The 19108-nt window shown below is 59.3% G+C and carries 20 protein-coding genes; 13 read left to right on the top strand and 7 right to left on the bottom strand.

Annotation, left to right across the window (positions count from 1 at the left end; genetic code table 11):
* Nucleotides 1-87 precede the first annotated feature (87 nt).
* From Q0936_RS07540 to phoB, 12 genes are all read left to right on the top strand, one after another.
* Nucleotides 88-1002: a YicC/YloC family endoribonuclease gene (locus Q0936_RS07540; RefSeq protein ID WP_299294397.1), complete on the top strand. Its 915-nt coding sequence runs from the start codon at nt 88-90 to the stop codon at nt 1000-1002.
* Nucleotides 1003-1007: 5 nt separating this feature from the next.
* A complete protein-coding gene (gmk, locus tag Q0936_RS07545; protein WP_299294399.1) occupies nt 1008-1658 on the top strand; it encodes a guanylate kinase in 651 nt (216 codons plus the stop codon).
* Complete coding sequence (locus Q0936_RS07550) at nt 1655-2182, top strand: gamma carbonic anhydrase family protein (protein ID WP_299145425.1); 528 nt, start codon at nt 1655-1657, stop codon at nt 2180-2182. The genes gmk and Q0936_RS07550 overlap by 4 nt, the downstream gene beginning before the upstream one ends.
* A complete protein-coding gene (locus Q0936_RS07555; protein WP_299294401.1) occupies nt 2182-2505 on the top strand; it encodes a hypothetical protein in 324 nt (107 codons plus the stop codon). Before Q0936_RS07550 ends, Q0936_RS07555 begins: the two co-directional genes overlap by 1 nt.
* Nucleotides 2502-3689, top strand: a complete 1188-nt coding sequence (locus tag Q0936_RS07560; RefSeq protein WP_299294403.1) for an aminotransferase class I/II-fold pyridoxal phosphate-dependent enzyme — start codon at nt 2502-2504, stop codon at nt 3687-3689. Before Q0936_RS07555 ends, Q0936_RS07560 begins: the two co-directional genes overlap by 4 nt.
* Nucleotides 3690-3703: 14 nt before the next feature.
* A complete protein-coding gene (locus tag Q0936_RS07565; protein ID WP_299294405.1) occupies nt 3704-4777 on the top strand; it encodes an ATP-binding protein in 1074 nt (357 codons plus the stop codon).
* 119 nt (nt 4778-4896) lie between these two features.
* A complete protein-coding gene (locus tag Q0936_RS07570) occupies nt 4897-5937 on the top strand; it encodes a substrate-binding domain-containing protein (protein ID WP_299294407.1) in 1041 nt (346 codons plus the stop codon).
* A 111-nt stretch (nt 5938-6048) separates the two neighbouring features.
* Nucleotides 6049-7521 (top strand): phosphate ABC transporter permease subunit PstC, encoded by a 1473-nt coding sequence (gene pstC, locus Q0936_RS07575; RefSeq protein WP_299294409.1) that lies wholly within the window; start codon nt 6049-6051, stop codon nt 7519-7521.
* Nucleotides 7521-8846, top strand: a complete 1326-nt coding sequence (gene pstA / locus Q0936_RS07580; protein ID WP_299145413.1) for a phosphate ABC transporter permease PstA — start codon at nt 7521-7523, stop codon at nt 8844-8846. Before pstC ends, pstA begins: the two co-directional genes overlap by 1 nt.
* Before the next feature lie 10 nt (nt 8847-8856).
* Nucleotides 8857-9654 carry a phosphate ABC transporter ATP-binding protein PstB gene (gene pstB / locus Q0936_RS07585; RefSeq protein ID WP_299145411.1) on the top strand — a complete coding sequence of 266 codons (798 nt, stop codon included), beginning with the start codon at nt 8857-8859 and terminating at the stop codon, nt 9652-9654.
* A gap of 11 nt (nt 9655-9665) precedes the next feature.
* The gene (gene phoU, locus Q0936_RS07590; protein ID WP_299145409.1) at nt 9666-10367 is read left to right on the top strand and encodes a phosphate signaling complex protein PhoU; all 702 of its coding nucleotides are present in this window, start codon (nt 9666-9668) and stop codon (nt 10365-10367) included.
* 12 nt (nt 10368-10379) lie between these two features.
* Nucleotides 10380-11069 (top strand): phosphate regulon transcriptional regulator PhoB, encoded by a 690-nt coding sequence (gene phoB / locus Q0936_RS07595; RefSeq protein ID WP_299294411.1) that lies wholly within the window; start codon nt 10380-10382, stop codon nt 11067-11069.
* 101 nt (nt 11070-11170) lie between these two features.
* Here the strand turns inward: phoB and Q0936_RS07600 are convergent, their stop codons facing one another.
* The gene (locus Q0936_RS07600) at nt 11171-11584 is read right to left on the bottom strand and encodes a heme-binding protein (RefSeq protein WP_299145404.1); all 414 of its coding nucleotides are present in this window, start codon (nt 11582-11584) and stop codon (nt 11171-11173) included.
* A 66-nt stretch (nt 11585-11650) separates the two neighbouring features.
* Here Q0936_RS07600 and gndA point away from each other — a divergent pair, with 66 nt between their 5' ends.
* Nucleotides 11651-13072: an NADP-dependent phosphogluconate dehydrogenase gene (gene gndA / locus Q0936_RS07605; protein WP_299294413.1), complete on the top strand. Its 1422-nt coding sequence runs from the start codon at nt 11651-11653 to the stop codon at nt 13070-13072.
* Here the strand turns inward: gndA and Q0936_RS07610 are convergent.
* The 6 genes from Q0936_RS07610 to ugpC all read right to left on the bottom strand — a co-directional run bounded on the left by Q0936_RS07610 (nt 13061) and on the right by ugpC (nt 19056).
* Nucleotides 13061-13984, bottom strand: coding sequence for an SMP-30/gluconolactonase/LRE family protein (locus Q0936_RS07610; RefSeq protein ID WP_299294415.1), 924 nt, complete (start codon nt 13982-13984; stop codon nt 13061-13063). The two genes, gndA and Q0936_RS07610, sit on opposite strands and share 12 nt — an antisense overlap.
* Nucleotides 13944-14687: a cytochrome b561 domain-containing protein gene (locus tag Q0936_RS07615; protein ID WP_299145397.1), complete on the bottom strand. Its 744-nt coding sequence runs from the start codon at nt 14685-14687 to the stop codon at nt 13944-13946. The genes Q0936_RS07610 and Q0936_RS07615 overlap by 41 nt, the downstream gene beginning before the upstream one ends.
* Nucleotides 14687-15622, bottom strand: a complete 936-nt coding sequence (locus Q0936_RS07620; RefSeq protein WP_299145395.1) for a carbohydrate ABC transporter permease — start codon at nt 15620-15622, stop codon at nt 14687-14689. The genes Q0936_RS07615 and Q0936_RS07620 overlap by 1 nt, the downstream gene beginning before the upstream one ends.
* Nucleotides 15622-16533 (bottom strand): sugar ABC transporter permease, encoded by a 912-nt coding sequence (locus Q0936_RS07625; protein WP_299294417.1) that lies wholly within the window; start codon nt 16531-16533, stop codon nt 15622-15624. The genes Q0936_RS07620 and Q0936_RS07625 overlap by 1 nt, the downstream gene beginning before the upstream one ends.
* A gap of 78 nt (nt 16534-16611) precedes the next feature.
* Entirely contained in the window at nt 16612-17940 is a 1329-nt protein-coding gene (locus Q0936_RS07630) for an extracellular solute-binding protein (RefSeq protein WP_299145391.1), read from the bottom strand.
* 27 nt (nt 17941-17967) lie between these two features.
* The gene (ugpC, locus tag Q0936_RS07635) at nt 17968-19056 is read right to left on the bottom strand and encodes a sn-glycerol-3-phosphate ABC transporter ATP-binding protein UgpC (RefSeq protein WP_299294419.1); all 1089 of its coding nucleotides are present in this window, start codon (nt 19054-19056) and stop codon (nt 17968-17970) included.
* Between the last annotated feature and the right edge of the window lie 52 nt (nt 19057-19108).

The raw sequence follows: 19108 nt of genomic DNA on the forward strand, positions 1-19108 counted from the left end.
TTGGCGGAGATTCCTAACGATTGGTTAACCGATGCGCGGTTGGGCTTTGGCTTGCCTGCGTTCGCGTGACGTCCTACACGCGTGAGCATGACAACATCTTCCAATGCGCCGACACTGCGTTCGATGACCGGCTTTGCCGCTGGAACCGGATCACTGGAGCCTTTCCGCTGGTCCTGGGACATTCGGAGTGTGAACGGCAAGGGGCTCGATCTGCGGTTGCGGCTGCCGGACTGGGTTGACGGCCTTGAGGCTGCGGTACGGCCACTGGTTGCGGCCCACGCTAAGCGGGGGAACATCACCCTATCGCTGCGGGTGACGCGCGATGATGCGGTGGCGGCGGTTGCCCTGAATGTACCGCAGATGAAGGCTGTTGTTGCCAGCATGTTGCAGATCGAGAGCGAGGCGATGGAGCGTGGCCTGTCGTTGGCCCCATCGCGTGCCAGTGACATCGCGCTGGTGCGCGGAGTTCTGGAGCAGGGCATGGCGCAAGATGATCCGGCACCGCTCAAGGCCGCGTTGTTGGCCGAGTTGCCCGCGCTGTTGACGGCCTTTGACGCGATGCGGCAGTCCGAAGGTGCTGCTCTCTTGGGCGTGTTGTCGAGCCAGCTCGAAACGGTGACGGCGCTGACGCAAGAAGCCGCTGCACTGGCCGAAGCGCGCAAGGACGACGTGGCCGAAGCATTGAAACGCAATCTGGCCCGCGTTCTGGACAACACCGACGGCGCAGACCCGGACCGGGTTGCGCAAGAATTGGCACTGTTGGCTGTCAAAGCGGACGTGACCGAAGAAATCGACCGTCTGCACGCGCATGTCGCAGCCGCCCAAACGCTGTTAGACACCGCAGGCCCCGTGGGGCGCAAACTGGATTTCCTGATGCAGGAGTTCAACCGCGAGGCCAACACGCTGTGTTCCAAGGCGCAAAACGCGGACCTGACGCGCGTCGGTCTTGAGTTGAAGGCGCTTATCGACCAGATGCGTGAACAAGTTCAAAACGTGGAATAACGCCCATGCCCGACACACAGTCCAGACGCGGATTGCTGATCATTCTCAGTTCCCCTTCGGGAGCAGGCAAGAGCACGTTGGCGGGCCGATTGCGCGCATGGGATCCTGAATTGGGTTTCTCGGTGTCCGCAACCACACGTGCGCCACGCCCCGGCGAAGTGGACGGCGAACACTACCGGTTCATCGAAGAGGCTGATTTCAAGGCGCAGGTTGCGGCAGGTGATATGCTGGAACACGCGCATGTTTTCGGCAATTTCTATGGATCACCCAAGGGGCCGGTTCAGGCCGCCATTGATGCGGGGCGGGACGTGCTTTTTGACATTGATTGGCAGGGGGCGCAGCAAATCACAAACTCGGCGCTCGGCCAGCATACGCTGTCGATCTTTATCTTGCCGCCATCGATTGCCGAATTGCGCCGCCGCCTTGAGGGCCGCGCGCAAGATGATGCCGAAACCATCACGCGACGCATGCAGAAAAGCTGGGACGAGATCAGCCACTGGGGCGGGTATGACTATGTCATCGTCAACGACGATCTGGACGAGACCGAGGCCCAGCTCAAGACCATCATCACCGCCACCCGTCTGCGCCGGTTGCAGCAACCGCAACTGACGGACCATGTGCGGGCTCTACAGGCCGAATTCGAGGAGGTGTCATGACACTTTACGCATTGGGCGAAGATCGCCCCGAGATCGCAGAAGACACGTGGGTGGCACCGGATGCGAACCTGATTGGCAAAGTGGTTCTGGAAGAGGCGGCATCCGTTTGGTTCGGCTGTACGATCCGCGCCGACCATGAGGAAATTCGCATTGGCCGTGGCACGAACGTGCAGGAAAACTGTGTCATGCACATTGATATGGGTTTCCCGTTGACTATCGGTGCCGGGTGCACGATTGGGCACAAGGTGATGCTGCACGGCTGCACGATCGGCGAAAACAGCCTGATCGGGATGGGCGCCACGGTGTTGAACGGCGCGCGCATCGGCAAAAACTGTTTGATCGGGGCAGGGGCGTTGATCACTGAGGGCAAGGAAATCCCCGACGGATCACTCGTAATGGGCGTGCCGGGCAAGGTTGTACGTACGCTAGATGACGCCGCGATCCAGGGTTTGCGTGCCTCGGCGCTGCATTATCAGGAGAACATGCGCCGGTTTCGCGACACAATGGTCGAGGTGGTCGCCTGATGCCACATTGCGAACTCAGCTATTCCGACGATCTGGGTATTGATGCCAAAGCGATCCTGTCCGAAGTCGAGGCCTGTATCCTGCGCCATGACGACGGTGCGGGCGAGACCAAGGGCCGAGCCTATCCGGCGCCAATTTTTCACCACTCGCATCTCAAGGCCTCTGTGGTATTGCTGTCAAAACCGCACCGTGGTGCGGCGTTTACGGCTGCGCTGCAACAGGACCTTGTTGCGCTGATCGCTGCGCATTTGCCTCCGAAATGCTGGCTGAGTGTCGACATCACATACAGCACGGCGACCTATCACACGGAATTTCTCGAATGATCTCGAACAGCAAGGGGTCGATCATGCGCCCCGACCCGTTGCCAGACAGCGCATCGCGCCCGGTGGTGACACCTCTGAGCCCGTCGGTGGTCTATGCCTCCGACACGCCCGACATGCTGGACGCACAGTATGATGGCGACCTGCAGGGCTATACCTACAGCCGCGAAGGGCATCCAAATGCGGACGTCGTGGCGCAGGCCATTGACCGCATGGAGGGCGCGCCGCACATGGGTGTGGTCACGGCCAGCGGCATGGCTGCCGTGTCCGCCGTTTTGTTGGGGCTGACGCAGGCCGGAGATCACGTCATCGGGGGCAATCAGCTTTATGGCCGGTCGCTGCGCATGATGGCCGAAGACTTGCCACGCCTGGGCATCGAAACATCCATGGTTGATCCCGGTGACGTGGACGCAGTGCGCGCCGAAATCCGACCCAGCACCAAGATGATCCTTGTCGAAGTCGTGTCGAACCCGACCTTGCGGGTTGCAGATATCCTTGGCCTGTCCGCACTGGCGCGCGAAACGGGGGTGCTGCTGGTCGTCGACAACACCTTTACCACGCCGCGCGCGTTTCGGGCCTTTGATCACGGCGCTGATATCGTCATCCACTCTGTTACCAAACTTTTGGCGGGCCATTCCGACGTCATGTTGGGCTATGTCGCGGCCAAGGATCAGGCACTGAATGATCGGTTGCGGGTGTTTACGGTGACGGCCGGCATGACACCCAGCCCCTTTGACTGCTGGTTGGCAGAGCGTGGCATGCTTAGCTTTCCGCTTCGCTTTGACCGGGCACAGTCAACGGCCGCAACACTGGCCGATCATCTGGCGGGTCTGCCGGGCGTCAAGCGGGTGCTTTACCCTGCGCGCCACGACCATCCGGACCACGATCAGGCAGCAGTTCTGCTCAAGGGGCAGTATTGCAACATGGTCAGCTTTGAGATTGATGGCGACCGCGATGCGGCCAATGCCTTTGCGCGCGCGGCACAGGGTTTGAATTTCGCACCGACCCTCGGTGATGTTGGCACCACCATTTCGCACCCCGCGTCGTCATCGCACCGTGCATTGACCGCTGAACGCCGCGCAGAGCTGGGCATGACCGAGGGGTTTTTCCGTATCTCGGTCGGTTTGGAAGATCCCAAAGCCCTATGCGATGTGTTCACCGAAGCGGTCCAGGCCGCCATAGGCTGATCGGGGCCGGATGAATGCAGGACGACGTGTTGAACAGCATTCTGGCCGCTGTGCCGCAACCGGCGCTGGCCATCGACAACAGCGAGCGGATCGCGGCGGCAAACGACGCAGCACTGGCCCTGATTGGTCAGCACGTGCTGGGCCGCAACTACGTGACCATGTTGCGCCAACCCGCCCTGTTGGACACGGTTGAGGCGACGCTGGTCGACGGAAAGGCAGGCACAACGCGGTATCTGGCAAATGACGGCGCACAGGACACGACATTCCGTGTGAGTTGTCGGCCCGTCCTTGGATTGGGGCGTGATGGGGCAGGGGTCGCATTGCTGGTGTTCGAAGACATGACCCATCTCGAGCAAGCCAGCCAGATGCGACGTGATTTTGTGGCAAATGTCAGCCACGAATTGCGCACACCGTTGACCGCCTTGATGGGGTTCATCGAAACCCTGCGCGGACCTGCACGCAACGACCCCGAAGCCTCCGGGCGGTTTCTGGACATCATGCAGGACGAAGCCGAACGCATGAACCGGTTGGTGGGCGATTTGATGTCGCTCAACCGCGTTGAAGGCGACGAGCGTGTGCGTCCGACCGAGACAGTGGTTCTTGGGGATGTCCTTGATTCCACATTGCGCACCATGCGCCCGCTTGCCAGCGAGGCCGGTGTCGAATTGGAGCCGGACTTTCACGATGTTCACGCGGTCATGAACGGGGACGGTGATCAGCTCAAGCAGGTCTTTACCAACCTCATCGAAAACGCCATCAAATACGGTGGCGCAGGTGGCAAGGTCACGGTGCGTATGGTTCTGAACCCGCGCGAAGCGGCACTGCGTGCGCCGGGCGTTCGCGTGCAGATCATTGACTATGGCCCTGGCATCGACCCAGTCCACCTGCCGCGCATCACCGAGCGGTTCTACCGCGCCGACGATCACCGTAGCCGCGCGCTGGGTGGAACGGGTCTGGGGCTGGCGATTGTCAAACACATCATCAACCGGCACCGTGGTCGGTTGCGGGTGGAAAGCGTGCTGGGCGAGGGCGCAACCTTTACCATCATTCTGCCGGTACGGGATTATTCGGGACCGCAATCCGACTAATTCTGGCGGTGTCATAAAACCGTTACACAACTGTCACAAAAGCATAGCGAGGTCTGCCTAAACGGGCGGCAAGGTCCTCATGGGGGGGATCACCAAATATGTACAGACAGGAGACATTCATGTCCTTTGTGAAACTCACCACATCGGCGCTGGCCATCTCGGCCGTTGCTGCAACTGCCGCTGTGGCGCGCGACCAGGTCCAAGTTGCCGGTTCGTCCACCGTTCTGCCTTACGCCTCCATCGTGGCCGAAGCCTTTGGCGAAAACTTTGACTTTCCCGCGCCTGTTGTCGAATCGGGCGGTTCCTCCTCGGGCCTCAAGCGTTTCTGCGAAGGCGTCGGCGAGAACACGATCGACGTTGCCAACGCATCGCGCAAAATCCGCGACAAGGAAATCAAGGCCTGTGCCGAAGCTGGTGTGACCGACATCATCGAAGTGCGCATCGGCTATGACGGCATCGTTTTTGCCAGCCAGATCGACGGCCCGGCCTACACCGCGTTCCAGCCGTCCGACATCTTCAACGCTCTGGGGTCCAAGGTTCTTGTGGACGGCGAAATTGTCGACAACCCGCACCAGCAATGGGCCGATTTCAACGGTGACTTGCCCGCCACGGACATCGTCGCATTTATCCCCGGCACCAAGCACGGCACACGCGAAGTGTTCGAAGACAAGGTGCTGCTGGAAGGCTGCGAAGCAACCGGCGCAATGGAAGCGATGATCGCCTCCGGCATGTCCGAAGATGACGCCGAAGATACCTGCATCGACGTACGCCAGGACGGCAAATCGGTCGACATCGACGGCGACTACACCGAGACACTGGCGCGCATCGACGCCAACCTCAACGGCATCGGCATCTTTGGTCTGGCGTTCTACGAGAACAACACAGACAAGCTGAAGGTCGCGACCATGGGCGGTGTTGCCCCATCGACTGAAACCATCTCGACCGGTGAATACCCCGTGTCGCGTCCGCTGTTCTTCTACGTCAAGAAAGCGCACATCGGCGTGATCCCAGGCCTGAAAGAATACGCTTCGTTCTTTGTCGCCGACGAGATTGCCGGTTCTGACGGCCCTCTGGCGCAATACGGTCTGGTGTCTGACCCCGAACTGTCGGCCACTCAGGACGCCGTGGCAAACGAAGCCACAATGGGCGGCGGCAGCTAAGCCACGCTATCTAATACCGGGGGCGGCGTTCGCGCGCCGCTCCTTTTTTCTGCCTTTAGCCTGCGTCCTGCTGCGGGCGCTGCCAAACAAACCACCATTCTCGGAGCTGCCATGTCACTGTCCTGGCTCATCCTCGTCGTTCTTGCCATTGCGGCCATGGGGTATGTGATGGGGCGCGCACGCGCGCTCAAGAGTGCAGGCGGCGACAGCCGTGCGCTGCACTCGTTGCCGGTCTACTATGGGACGAACGTCGCGATGTGGGCCATTGTGCCGGCCTTTGCCGTGCTGCTGGTCTGGCTGCTGGCGCAACCGATCTTTGTAAACTCGCGCGTTCTGGCATCGCTCTCGGACATCACCGTCGCCGACGGAAGCTCGATGGGCCTCGTGATGAGCGATGTGCGCAGGGTGGCCGATGGCCTCGACGTCGCGGTCCAGCAAGGCGCGATGACCGTCGACGCTGCGCGGACACTGACGACCGAGGATACTGACATTCGCGAATTGTTGGGCGGTGTCGGCGTAGCACTGGGGTCGAGCGTCAGCCCGGATGTGCTGCGCGGCGCGCAAACATATCGGCAATTGACGGGCATTGGGTCCGTTGTGATGACTGCGCTGGTGCTGATCATCGCGCTGGGTGGCGCGGCATTTGCCTATGCCCGATCCGATGCTGATTTCCGCGCCCGCAACGTCGTTGAAAAAGGCATTCTGGTGTTGCTGGTCAGCGCGGCCTCCATTGCGGTTCTGACCACCATCGGCATCCTGTTCGCGCTCTTGTTCAACACGATTGAATTTTTCCGGCTTTATCCGGCGGCTGACTTTTTCTTTGGGACCAAATGGGCGCCCAGCTTTTCAGGGCGCGGTGGCGCCTCCGACCTTGGCGTACTGCCACTGTTGTGGGGGACGTTCTATATCTCGTTCATCGCATTGCTGGTGGCCGTGCCGGTGGGCCTGTTTTCGGCGATCTACCTGTCGGAATATGCCAGCCCGCGGGTGCGCAGCATCGCCAAACCGTTGATCGAAATCCTCGCCGGTATCCCGACAATCGTCTACGGTCTGTTCGCGCTGCTGACAGTTGGGCCGATCTTGGTGTCGATGTTCGGAAAGGACACATTGGGCTGGATGTCGGGCGGCACCGCTGTCATGACGGCGGGCCTCGTTATGGGGATTATGCTGATCCCCTTTGTCAGCTCCTTGTCGGATGACATTATCAACGCAGTGCCACAGGCGATGCGCGACGGGTCTTACGGGCTGGGTGCAACGCAATCCGAAACAATCCGCCAGGTGATCCTGCCTGCGGCTTTGCCGGGTATCGTGGGTGCGATCCTGCTGGCGGCAAGCCGCGCCATCGGCGAAACGATGATCGTGGTGCTGGGGGCAGGGGCCGCGGCACGGCTGAGCCTGAACCCTTTTGAAGCGATGACAACGATCACCGCCAAGATCGTGAGCCAATTGACAGGTGATGCGGACTTTGCCTCGCCAGAGGCGCTGGTGGCATTTGCCCTCGGCATGACGCTGTTTGTCCTGACGCTGGGGCTGAACATCTTTGCGCTCTACATCGTGCGCAAATATCGGGAGCAATACGACTGATGACCGACGCAAGTATGAATGATGCCGCGTTGCCCAAATCGGGCCTGTCGGTGACCGACGCTCGCACGCGCAAGCGCAACGCGGCAGAGAAACGGTTTCGCGCCTATGGCATTGCTGCCATCAGTGTTGGGCTGTTGTTCCTGTTGTTCCTGTTCGGATCCATCCTGAAGTCCGGTATTCCAGCGTTCACACAGACGGTTGTGGATGTGGAATTCACCATGACCCAAGAGGCGGTGGACGAGGCCGAGAGCAAGATGCTCAAGACCAAGGCCTATGAAAACTACTTTATCGCGGCCCTCGAGGCGCAATTGGCAGAGCGTGGGATGGACGTGGCCTTTGACGCCAAAGCCATCCAGCGGATTGTCGGCAAAACTGGCGGTACAATCCGGTCGCATTTTCAGGACAACCCCGATGCCATCGGGCAACCGGTTTCGTTTGAACTGGCGGCGTCCTCGCGGGTTGACGGATACTTTAACGGGCGTGTCACGCGTGAGACTCTGGTGGACAGCCGCTTTTTGCAACTGTCGGACCTTGATCTGGTCGATGCGCTGGCAGAGGCGGGGATCATCCACGGCGCTTTCAACTGGAATTTCATCACCGGCAAGGATTCCGGCGTGGACAATCCCGGCGGTGCGGGCCTCGGGGCCTCGGTGATCGGGTCGTTCTTTATGATGCTGGTGGTGCTGTTCCTGTCGCTGCCAATTGGCGTGGCGGCATCCATCTACCTCGAAGAGTTTGCGCCCAAGAACCGGTTCACCGACTTGATCGAGGTGAACATCTCGAACCTGGCCGCTGTCCCGTCCATCGTGTTTGGTATTCTGGGCCTCGCTGTGTTCATCCAATTCGCAGGGCTGCCACAGTCCGCGCCGCTGGTAGGTGGTCTGGTGCTGACGTTGATGACATTGCCCACGATCATTATTTCGACCCGCGCGTCACTGGCCGCTGTTCCGCCATCGATCCGTGATGCGGCACTGGGGGTAGGGGCATCCAAGATGCAGTCGGTGTTCCACCATGTGCTGCCTCTGGCGATGCCCGGCATCCTGACCGGCACCATCATCGGCCTGGCGCAGGCACTCGGGGAAACCGCACCGCTGCTCTTGATCGGTATGGTCGGATTTGTCGCGCGCGAATACCCCGATGGATTTATGGCAGGGTTTACAGATGCGAACTCTGCCATGCCCGCGCAAATCTACACTTGGGCCAGCCGCGCCGATCCGGGCTTTTATGAAAAGGCATGGGGTGGCATCATCATCTTGCTGCTCTTCCTGATTACGATGAACACCATCGCCGTGATCCTGCGGCGCCGCTTTGAACGCCGCTGGTAAGGGGGCTGCCATGAACGACATGAGAATTGTGGAGAGAGACGTGGAAACCAATGACGTCAAAATCGCAGCCAAGGACGTGCAGGTCCATTATGGCGACACGCATGCGATAAAGGATGTCAGCGTCGACATCGAAGACAAAACCGTGACCGCATTTATTGGTCCATCAGGATGCGGAAAGTCGACTTTTCTGCGTTGTATCAACCGGATGAATGACACAATTGATGTGTGTCGTGTGACCGGTGACATCCGGATTGACGACCAGGACATCTATGATCCCAAGGTCGACCCGGTGCAATTGCGTGCCAAGGTCGGCATGGTGTTTCAAAAACCGAACCCGTTTCCAAAGTCGATCTATGACAACGTCGCTTACGGTCCGCGCATTCACGGTCTGGCCAAGAACAAGTCAGACCTTGATGACATCGTCGAAAGATCACTGCGGCGCGGCGCCATTTGGGAAGAGGTCAAGGACCGCTTGCATGCGCCCGGCACCGGCCTGTCGGGTGGTCAGCAACAACGCTTGTGCATTGCACGCGCCGTGGCCACGGAGCCCGAGGTGCTGCTGATGGACGAACCGTGTTCCGCGTTAGACCCCATTGCCACCGCCCAGGTCGAGGAATTGATCGACGAACTGCGCGAGAATTACAGCGTGGTGATCGTCACGCACTCTATGCAGCAGGCCGCGCGGGTCAGCCAGAAAACAGCGTTTTTCCACCTCGGCAATCTCGTCGAATACGGTGAAACCGGACAGATTTTCACCAACCCAACCGATCCACGCACTGAAAGCTACATCACTGGCCGCATCGGCTAAGGAGCAGACCCATGCAAGACCAACACATTGCCTCGGCCTTTGACCGGGACCTAGAAGCGATCCAGGCGCAGATCATGAAAATGGGTGGTCTGGTCGAGAATGCGATCCTCGAGGCCGCAATCAGCCTTGAGACCCGCGATGAGGAACGTGCTGAACTTGTCCGCAAGGGCGACAAGGCCATCGACGCACTAGAAGAAATGATCAACGAAGAGGCAGCACGCGTGATCGCCTTACGTGCGCCAACTGCGATTGATTTGCGGCTGGTCTTGTCGGTCATCAAGGTGAGCGCCAACCTCGAACGCATTGGAGATTATGCGAAAAACCTGGCCAAGCGCACCAGCGTTCTGTCCCAAATGGCGCCCGTGAACGACAGCGCAGGCGCGCTGCGTCGCATGGCCAAAGAGGTCGAGCGGATGTTGAAGGACGCGCTGGATGCCTACATCGCGCGTGACGCCGAGCTGGCACAGGATGTGATCGACCGGGACGCCGAAGTCGACCAGATGTACAACGCGCTGTTCCGCGAGTTCCTGACCTTTATGATGGAAGATCCGCGTAACATCACCGCGTGTATGCACCTGCATTTCATCGCCAAGAACATCGAACGCATGGGTGATCACGTCACGTCCATAGCCGAACAGGTTGTGTACCTCGTGACCGGCGCGACGCCGGATGAAACACGCCAAAAGGCAGACAAGACGTCACTGCAAGCCTGAGGAGACTGCATCATGGCTGTCGATCAGCCCAGAGTTCTGGTGGTCGAAGACGAACCTGCGCAGCGCGAGGTTCTCTCGTACAATCTTGAGGCCGAAGGTTTCGCGGTAAGCCGGGCCCAAAACGGCGAAGAGGCTTTGCTTCTTGTTGACGAAGACATGCCAGACATCATTGTCCTTGACTGGATGATGCCCAATCTCAGCGGGATCGAGGTTTGCCGACGTCTCAAGATCCGTCCGGAAACACGGGCTATTCCGATCATCATGTTGTCAGCACGATCCGAAGAAGTCGACAAAGTGCGTGGCTTGGAAACCGGTGCCGACGACTATGTGATCAAACCGTATTCCGTGATCGAGCTGATGGCGCGTGTGCGCAGTCAGCTGCGGCGCGTCAGACCCGCTTCTGTGGGCCAGCGTCTGGAATTCGATGACATCGTGCTGGATGCAGAAAGCCACAAGGTCACACGCGCAACTGATGAGTTAAAGCTTGGCCCGACGGAGTTTCGGCTGTTGAGCACGTTCATGGAAAAGCCGGGCCGGGTCTGGAGCCGTGAGCAATTGCTGGATCGTGTCTGGGGCCGCGACATCTATGTCGATACACGGACCGTGGATGTGCATATCGGACGCTTGCGCAAAGCGTTGACACAATATGGGGGTAGCGATCCGGTGCGGACTGTGCGTGGTGCGGGATACGCTCTAGGTTGACGCGCTGGTTTAAGGTTCACGTGTAAGTCACTGGCAAGTCGACTATTTAGACGCTCATTAAATTAACATAATTTGGATTATAGGCCTTATTGATGTCCCAATCATAGTTGGGCTTCCAGCGCCGAAATGGCGGCCTGCGCGACATCCTTATCCTGATCCGGCGAACCTGACCCGACACCTATTCCGCCCACACATGTGCCATTAACCATGATCGGCAAACCGCCGCCCAGGCGCGTCACCTGACCGTCGGTTGCCGCTGCGATGGCAAGCCCAACCGCTTCTGGTATCGCGTCACTGGCCGCACGAATGGAGGCCGCGGTACGCGCTTTGGCCCGCGCACTGTCCAGGCTCAGAAATTTTGCACCCGTCATGCGGATCTGGCCAAGCGTCATCCCGCTCGCGTCCACGATCACGATGCACTGCGGTTGGCCCATATCCTCAGCACGCTTTACCGCTGCGCTCAGCATCGCGAGTGTCGCCGCGTGTGTCAGTGTCATGGTGTTTTCGGTGAACATGGCTTTCCTCCCCGCCGCACATTTGTTATCGGTAACATAACAAATTTGAATCCGGAGGGAAAGCAGATGTCCGCAGCAGAAATCGGTGTGATTGGATTGGGTACGATGGGTGCAATGATCGCGCTCAACATCGCTGACAATGGTTTTCGGGTCGCGGTGCACAACAGAACGGCGTCGCGCATTCCCGAGTTCATGGCGCAGGCCGGTGATTTGGCCGAACGCGTTTCCGGCCATGCAGAGCTGTCGGATTTTGTCTCGGCGCTCGCCAAACCACGCAACATCATTCTGATGGTTCCAGCGGGCGAAGCCGTCGACGCGCAGATCGCGCAGCTGCGCCCCCTACTCGACTCGGATGACATGATCATCGACGCTGGCAACGCCAATTTTCACGACACGCAACGTCGCGCACAGGATGCAGAGGCCGACGGCGTGCCATTTCTGGGAATTGGGGTGTCCGGCGGTGCTGAAGGCGCCCGTTTCGGCCCTTCTATTATGGGTGGCGGTACGTCCGCCGCTTGGGGCCGCGTGGCGCATATCCTGGAGGCGATTTCCGCCAAATACGAGGGCACGGCCTGTGCCACCTATATGGGCGCTGGCGGCGCCGGACATTTCGTCAAGACCGTGCACAACGGTATCGAATACGCAGACATGCAATTGATTGCAGAGGCATACGGCGTCATGCGCGACGGCATGGACATGGATGCTGCGGCCTGTGGTGGCGTGTTCGACCGTTGGAACGAGGGGGCGCTGGAAAGCTATCTGATCGAGATTTCGGGCAAGGTTGCCGCCGCAACAGATACCGAAACAGGTCAGCCTATGCTGGATGTCATTCTGGATCGCGCGGGACAAAAAGGCACCGGCCGCTGGACCGTCATCGAAAGCCAGATGCTGGGCACACCGGTGCCGGTGATCGAGGCCGCTGTGGTTGCACGGAATATGTCCGCGGCCCGTGACTTGCGGCTGTCAGGGGCTGCCGCATTCGGCGATCACGCCAAGACCATTGGCCAGGACGTCCTGACGCTAGACGATCTGGAACGCGCGCTGATTGCGGGCAAGATCCTTTGCTATGCGCAAGGTTTTGATCTGTTGGACAAGGCAAGCGCCGACTACGACTGGGCGTTGCCCATGGCAGATATTGCACGTGTGTGGCGCGAAGGATGTATCATCCGGTCTGCGATGTTGAATGATATGGCGTCGGCGCTCGCGGACGCGCCTGGTCAAAACTTGGCCCTTGCGCCCTATTTCCAGAACGTCATCACACAAAACGTGGACGGGTTGAGGAAAGTCGCAACTGTCGCGATGGCAGCCGGGCATCCGGTCCCTGCCCTTGCGTCGGCGCTGAACTATTTTGATACGCTGACCAGCGCACGCACGACGGCGAACATGCTGCAAGCCCAGCGGGATTACTTTGGCGCACACAGCTTTGAACGAACGGACCGCGACGGTGCACATCACGGTCCGTGGCTGGATCAGCACCTACAGGGGTGAGACCCCGTTGACGTTCAAAAACACCGAGTAGAGCGAAGTTGTGCCGGCGATGAAAAGCCGGTTCAACTTTGGTCCGCCAAAGCAGACATTTGCCACCAGTTCGGGGATGTGAACCTTGCCAATCAGGGTCCCGTCCGTATTCAGGCAATGCACACCGTCCGCTGCCGAGGTCCAGATGCGACCATCGCGGTCAAGGCGGAAGCCGTCAAACAGCCCTTCGGTGCATTCGGCGAACACGGCACCGTCCCCCAATGATCCATCTGCTGCAACCGTATGACGGCGGATATGTTTGGGGCCATTGGCGTCATGCGTTAGGCCAGTGTCTGCGATGTACAGGAACGACTCGTCCGGGGAAAAGGCCAACCCGTTGGGTTTGAAATAGTCATCCGCAACAATGCTGATCGTGCCATCGGGGTCCACACGGTACACGTGGCACGCGCCTATTTCGCTCTCTGCCCGTTCGCCCTCGTAGTCCATCAGGATCCCGTAACTGGGGTCGGTGAACCAGATGGACCCGTCGGATTTCACCACCACGTCGTTGGGCGAGTTCAACCGCTTGCCCTGGTAGCTGTCGGCGATAACCGTGATGCGCCCGTCATGTTCGGTGCGCGTTACACGCCGCGCCAGATGCTCGCAGGAGACAAGGCGGCCCTGTCGGTCAATCGTATGTCCGTTTGAATTGTTCGACGGGTCGCGGAACGTCGACACGGATCCGTCCGTTTCATCAAAGCGCATGATGCGGTTGTTCGGAATGTCGGACCACAGCAGATACCGGCCAGCGGCAAACCACACAGGCCCCTCTGACCAGCGCGCACCGGTCCACAACCGTTCGACATGTGCATGGCCTACGAAACAGGCCTCAAATTCAGGTTCAATGACTTCGAACCCGGTTCCCTCGATGATGCCGAACATTGTCTTTTCCTTCTTCTACGTCGCCCACGCGCCGCATGCCCCAACTGGCCGCTGGGACCTTGTTGCCGGGGTGCTGTGGGTCTGTGCCCCAGATGGCCTGGTAAGTGTCCACTGCCATACCCCGCCTTTGCAACAGCGCAAAGGTCACAAAGAGACCGGCCCACCATATCGTGAGCGTCAGCCACATCCAGACCGGGGCGTTGGCCTTCCACAGGCCCAGCACGATGGTCACGATGCCCGCGCAAATGGTGCCGTATCCGATGGTTTTGTGCAGCGCCTCAAACGCACGCCGCCACGGGGTCATGTCGTAGTGGTGTCCGCGCATCTGCGTGTCTGTCGGCCCACCTTTGGACCCGCGAAACAGGCCCAGCACGATCTGGATGGTTGCACCGACCAACACCGCGTATCCCAGCCAGTTGTGCCACGTCATGCTGGCGATGTCGCTGGGCAGCACAAGGATCAGCCCCAATACCGAAAGGCCAACGACAATGGATTGCCCCATCCAGTGACTGCGCCACCAGGTCTGATTGTCCAGCTCTTGGGGCCAGTTCTGGCCCGGCATCACCTTGAAGAATCGCGCGACCAACACCGCCAATGGCGCCAGCACACCCCATGCCACAACCATCAGCCGGGCGTGCCAAGACACCGCAAAGCCGATCTCGTGGGCGCGTGTCGCATCTATGGGGGCGAGCAGCCAGTCCATCAGCCTTTGACCGCTCCGGCGGTCATACCTGTGATGATCTGGCGTGACGCGAACAGAGTAAAGATGATCGGCGGAATGGCCAGCAGCATGCCGGTCGCCATGATCACACCCCATTCCACATTGAACTCGGACATGTTGTTCACGATCAGGATCGGCACTGTCTTTGTGTCGCGGTCGCTGAGCGCGGAGGCCAGCAGGTATTCGTTCCAGGCGATGCGGAACGTAAAGATGGCAGCGGCCGCAAGTCCGGGTTTGATCAAGGGCAGAACCACTTTGAAAAAGACCTGGAACGGGCCCGCGCCATCGACGCGCGCAGCCTCTTCGAGGGATCGCGGCACTTGCACGATAAAGCTTTGCAGGATCCAGATCACAAACGGCAGGTTCATCGCCACATAGATCAGAATGATGCCCGAATGTGTCCCGGCGAGGCACACATCCCCCCTGCCCCCGAATGCCTCGCGGATGGCACCGCCGACCAAACCGTCGCGGTCCAGACAGAATTCGTTGTTCCACAGCCCAAACACAGGCACCAAAAGCACCGCAGGCGGGACCATGCGCACCATCAACGTGGTCAGCGACACGGTATCACGCCCCATGAATCGGAAACGCACCAGTGCATAGGCGGCCATACATCCGATCACCAATGTCAGGATTGTGGACACCAGCGCGATGATGAGCGAGTTCACAAACGCCCCGCCAAATTTCAGCGAGCAGAAATCAACGTGATCGGGTTCGTACCACAACACGTCACACAGAGCCTTCTCATAGTTCTGAATGGTCGGCAGAAAGATCAGTCCTGACGTGCCAGAAATGATGTCCACATCCAGCTTGAACGAGTTCATGAACATCAGGATCACAGGCCCGACGGACATAAATACCAACAAGGCGATGACCGCATAGAAGGCCGGATTTGCTTTGGTGTTGGGAGATGACATCAGGTTTCCTCCTGCACGGCGGCGGTCAGGCGCGCGGCGCGGGCTTCTTGCCAGCGGTTGAAAACGAACATCGCCACGGTCAGGGCCAGCAGCAGCATCAGCAGGTAGTTAGACATCGCCGCCGCCACGCCAAGCTCACGGAATTCGGTGGCTGTCCGGCTGATCCGCAGGGCAAGGATTTCGGTCGACAGGCCCGGCCCCCCTTCGGTCATCACGAGGATCACTTCGAGAACCTTGAAGGCGTCGATGAGCCGCAAAAGCGCGGTTACGATGAGGACGGGCATCATCAAGGGCAGCTTGATGTGCACAATCTGTTGCCAGGCGGTTGCCCCGTCGATGCGGGCCGCTTCCAACGCAGAGCGCGGCAGGGATTGCAACGCGGCCAGGGCAAGAATGAAGATAAACGGTGTCCACTGCCAAATGTCGGCAATGATGACGCTCATCAACGCGTGATCGCCCAGCCAGTCGACACGGGGCAAACCCACGCTTTCCAGAAACCGGTTAAAGGTGCCCACAGTCGGGTGGTACATATAGCGCCACATCAGGCCCACCACGACGGGTGCGATCATCATCGGCAGGATGAACATCGTACGCAGAACCGAGATGCCGCGGATGTCCCGGTCAAGCAGCAGCGCGAGACCGACGCCGATCACCATTTCGATGCTGACGACGAAGAAGGCAAATCGCAACGTGACGCCAAGGCTTTCGTGAAAGTTGGGGTCGTTCCACAGTGTGATGTAGTTTTTCAGCCCGACAAACTCGGCCTCGCCGATGGTTTGACTTGGGTTCCAGTCACGGAAGCTGCCCCAGATCATGTAACCCAGAGGGTACATCAGGGCGATCGCCATAATGACCACGGCGGGCACCATAAACATGTAGGGGGTCAGCCGGTTGGGCATGGCCGTTCGCATGACGGATCCTTGTGCGCTGAGTGTCTGCAGAGAGGGGTGGTGCGCGGCCCAACACCGCCGCGCACCGAAGTGGTCAGATTACTGCCACGTGTAGTAGCCGGCGTCTTCCATCACGGCTTTGGTCCGCTCGGCCACACCGTCCAGGGCTTCCTGGATGTCCAGGTCTTCGGTGAGAACCTTGGACATGGTTGTGCCGATGTCGGCGTTGATCTTACCCCAGACGGGGATGATCGGGCGCCAGTCGGGGTCGGCGTACTTCAGCGCTTCACCAAAGGTCGACGCGAACGGGAACTTTTCGTTCAGGCCTGCGTCCTGATAGGTCGAGAACCGCGAGGGGTTGCCACCTTCCATGGCGACCATCAGGTCACCTTTCTTGGATGTGAGCCACTGCATCAGCAGGAACGCGGCTTCTTTGTTTTCCGCGTTCTTGGGGATGGCAATGCCGAACCCACCGGTCTGGCTGCCGCGGCGCACACCTTTGGGGTGCATTGCATAGCCAACCTTGCCGACAACCTTGGACCGCTCGGGGTTTTCGAAGCCGGGCATGAACGCGATGGAGTCCATGAACATGGCCGCATCACCGTTCGCAAAGGCGTTGGCGGCTTCGGCTGGGCCAAAGCTCATGGCGCCTTCGGGACCACAATCGACAATGGTTTTCAACGCGTTGGCGGCTTCGACACCGGCGGCGTTGTTGATGATCGGGTTCCATGCGTCGTCAAAGACGCGACCGCCCAGTGGCGCGAGGTGCAACAGGAACGCGTGGCTGGCCTGGTGGCCCGAGGCCGCGCGCGACGCCATACCACCCATGCCCGGCTCGACTTCTGGCACTTTGCAGGCCGCATCAAGCAGTTGGTCATAGGTTTCAGGTGTCGGGATACCGTGCTTTTCAAAGATGTCCTTGCGGTAGGCCAGAACAGAGGTCTCGGAGCCGAACGGAATACCAAAGAGCGAGCCGGTCTTGCCGGGCAGATACCCTTTGGTACCACCGGCCACGCCGATGTTCTCGACATAGCCATCAATTAGATCGTCCGCGTCATATGCGGGATCGGACAGACGTGGGTTCATAAAGAATTTGGCGAGGTTTTCCAGCTGATCGGCAAACACATAGTCCGCCTTGGAAAACACCACATAGGAGATCAGGTCGTATTCGCCCTCATCCTGCGCCAGTTCCAGCGTCTGACGCTCACGCATCTTGAGGTAAGGCAGCTGATCCACCTCGACTTCGATGCCTGTTTCCTTGGTGAACTCAGGCAGCACCTTCAGAACAGCGTTGTAATGTGGGTGCGCCGGGAAGTTCACGACGACAGTCGTGCCCGCGTATTCCTCGTAAGGGTTGGCAAAGGCCACCCCGGACATCAAGGCGGCAGTCGTCAGTCCGACAGCCGTGGATTTCAGTACTTTTAACATGTGTTCCTCCCTAGAACTTATGATGTGTCAAAGTGCGTTTTCGTTCTTGCGATCAAAGAGATGGACGCCAGCCGAGTTCACCGCAAAGGTCAACGACTGACCCAGCGCCACCGGCGATTCCGAGTTGACCTCGACCATGACGCGCGCCGGACCACAGCGGCACAACAACACGGATTGCGCGCCGACATATTCCGACACCTGCACATCCAGTTGCAGTGATTGCTCAGGGTTTGCGTTTTCCTCGAACCGCAGGTCGGACGGGCGAATGCCCAACGTCACGTCCTTGGCGCTGTGCGCCTTGGCGGTCGCCGCTTTTTCACCCTCCAGCAGGATGTCAAAGCCCTCGCCCACCACATGAATGGCCCCTGCCCGGTCATGGATTTCGCCGTCGAGAAAGTTCATCGGCGGCATCCCCATGAACCCGGCGACAAACTTGTTCACCGGCTTCTTGAACAGCTCTTCGGGCGTGCCTTGCTGTTGAATGTGGCCGCCGTGCATGACGACGATCCGGTCGGCCAGCGTCATCGCCTCGATCTGGTCGTGCGTGACGTAGATCATGTTTTTCTCGACACGTTGGCTCATCAAAGCCAACTCGGCCCGCATCTGTCCGCGCAGTTTGGCATCCAGGTTTGACAGCGGTTCATCAAAGAGGAAAATGCCACTGTCCTTGGCCAAGGCACGCGCCATTGCGACACGCTGGCGTTGACCGCCAGACAAAGCGCCGGGCTTGCGCGCCAGAAAGTCGGTCAACCCGACCATGTCGGCGACCTCCCTGACCTTGGCGTTGATTTCGGACTTGGGACGTTTGGCCAGACGCAGGGCAAAGCTGATGTTTTGCGCGACGTTCATGTGCGGATAAAGCGCGTAATCCTGGAACACCATGGCAAGGTCGCGTTGCTTGGGCTCCAGATGGCTGACCGGTTTGTCGTCGACAAATATCTCTCCGTCAGAGACATCTTCGAGTCCCGCAATCATGCGCAGCGTAGTTGATTTCCCGCAACCAGACGGGCCAACCAGCACGGTGAACTCGTTGTCGGCCATTTCCAGGTTGATGCCGTGCAGGACCTCAACGTTGCCGTATCTTTTGACCAGATTTTCGAGCCGGATGGTTGGCATTGTGTCATTCTCACTTTTGTTACCGGTCACATTAGCAATTGTGACCGGTAAC

Origin of the sequence: uncultured Tateyamaria sp. (assembly GCF_947488715.1) — a bacterium.
In the GTDB taxonomy this organism is placed as follows: Bacteria; Pseudomonadota; Alphaproteobacteria; order Rhodobacterales; family Rhodobacteraceae; genus Tateyamaria.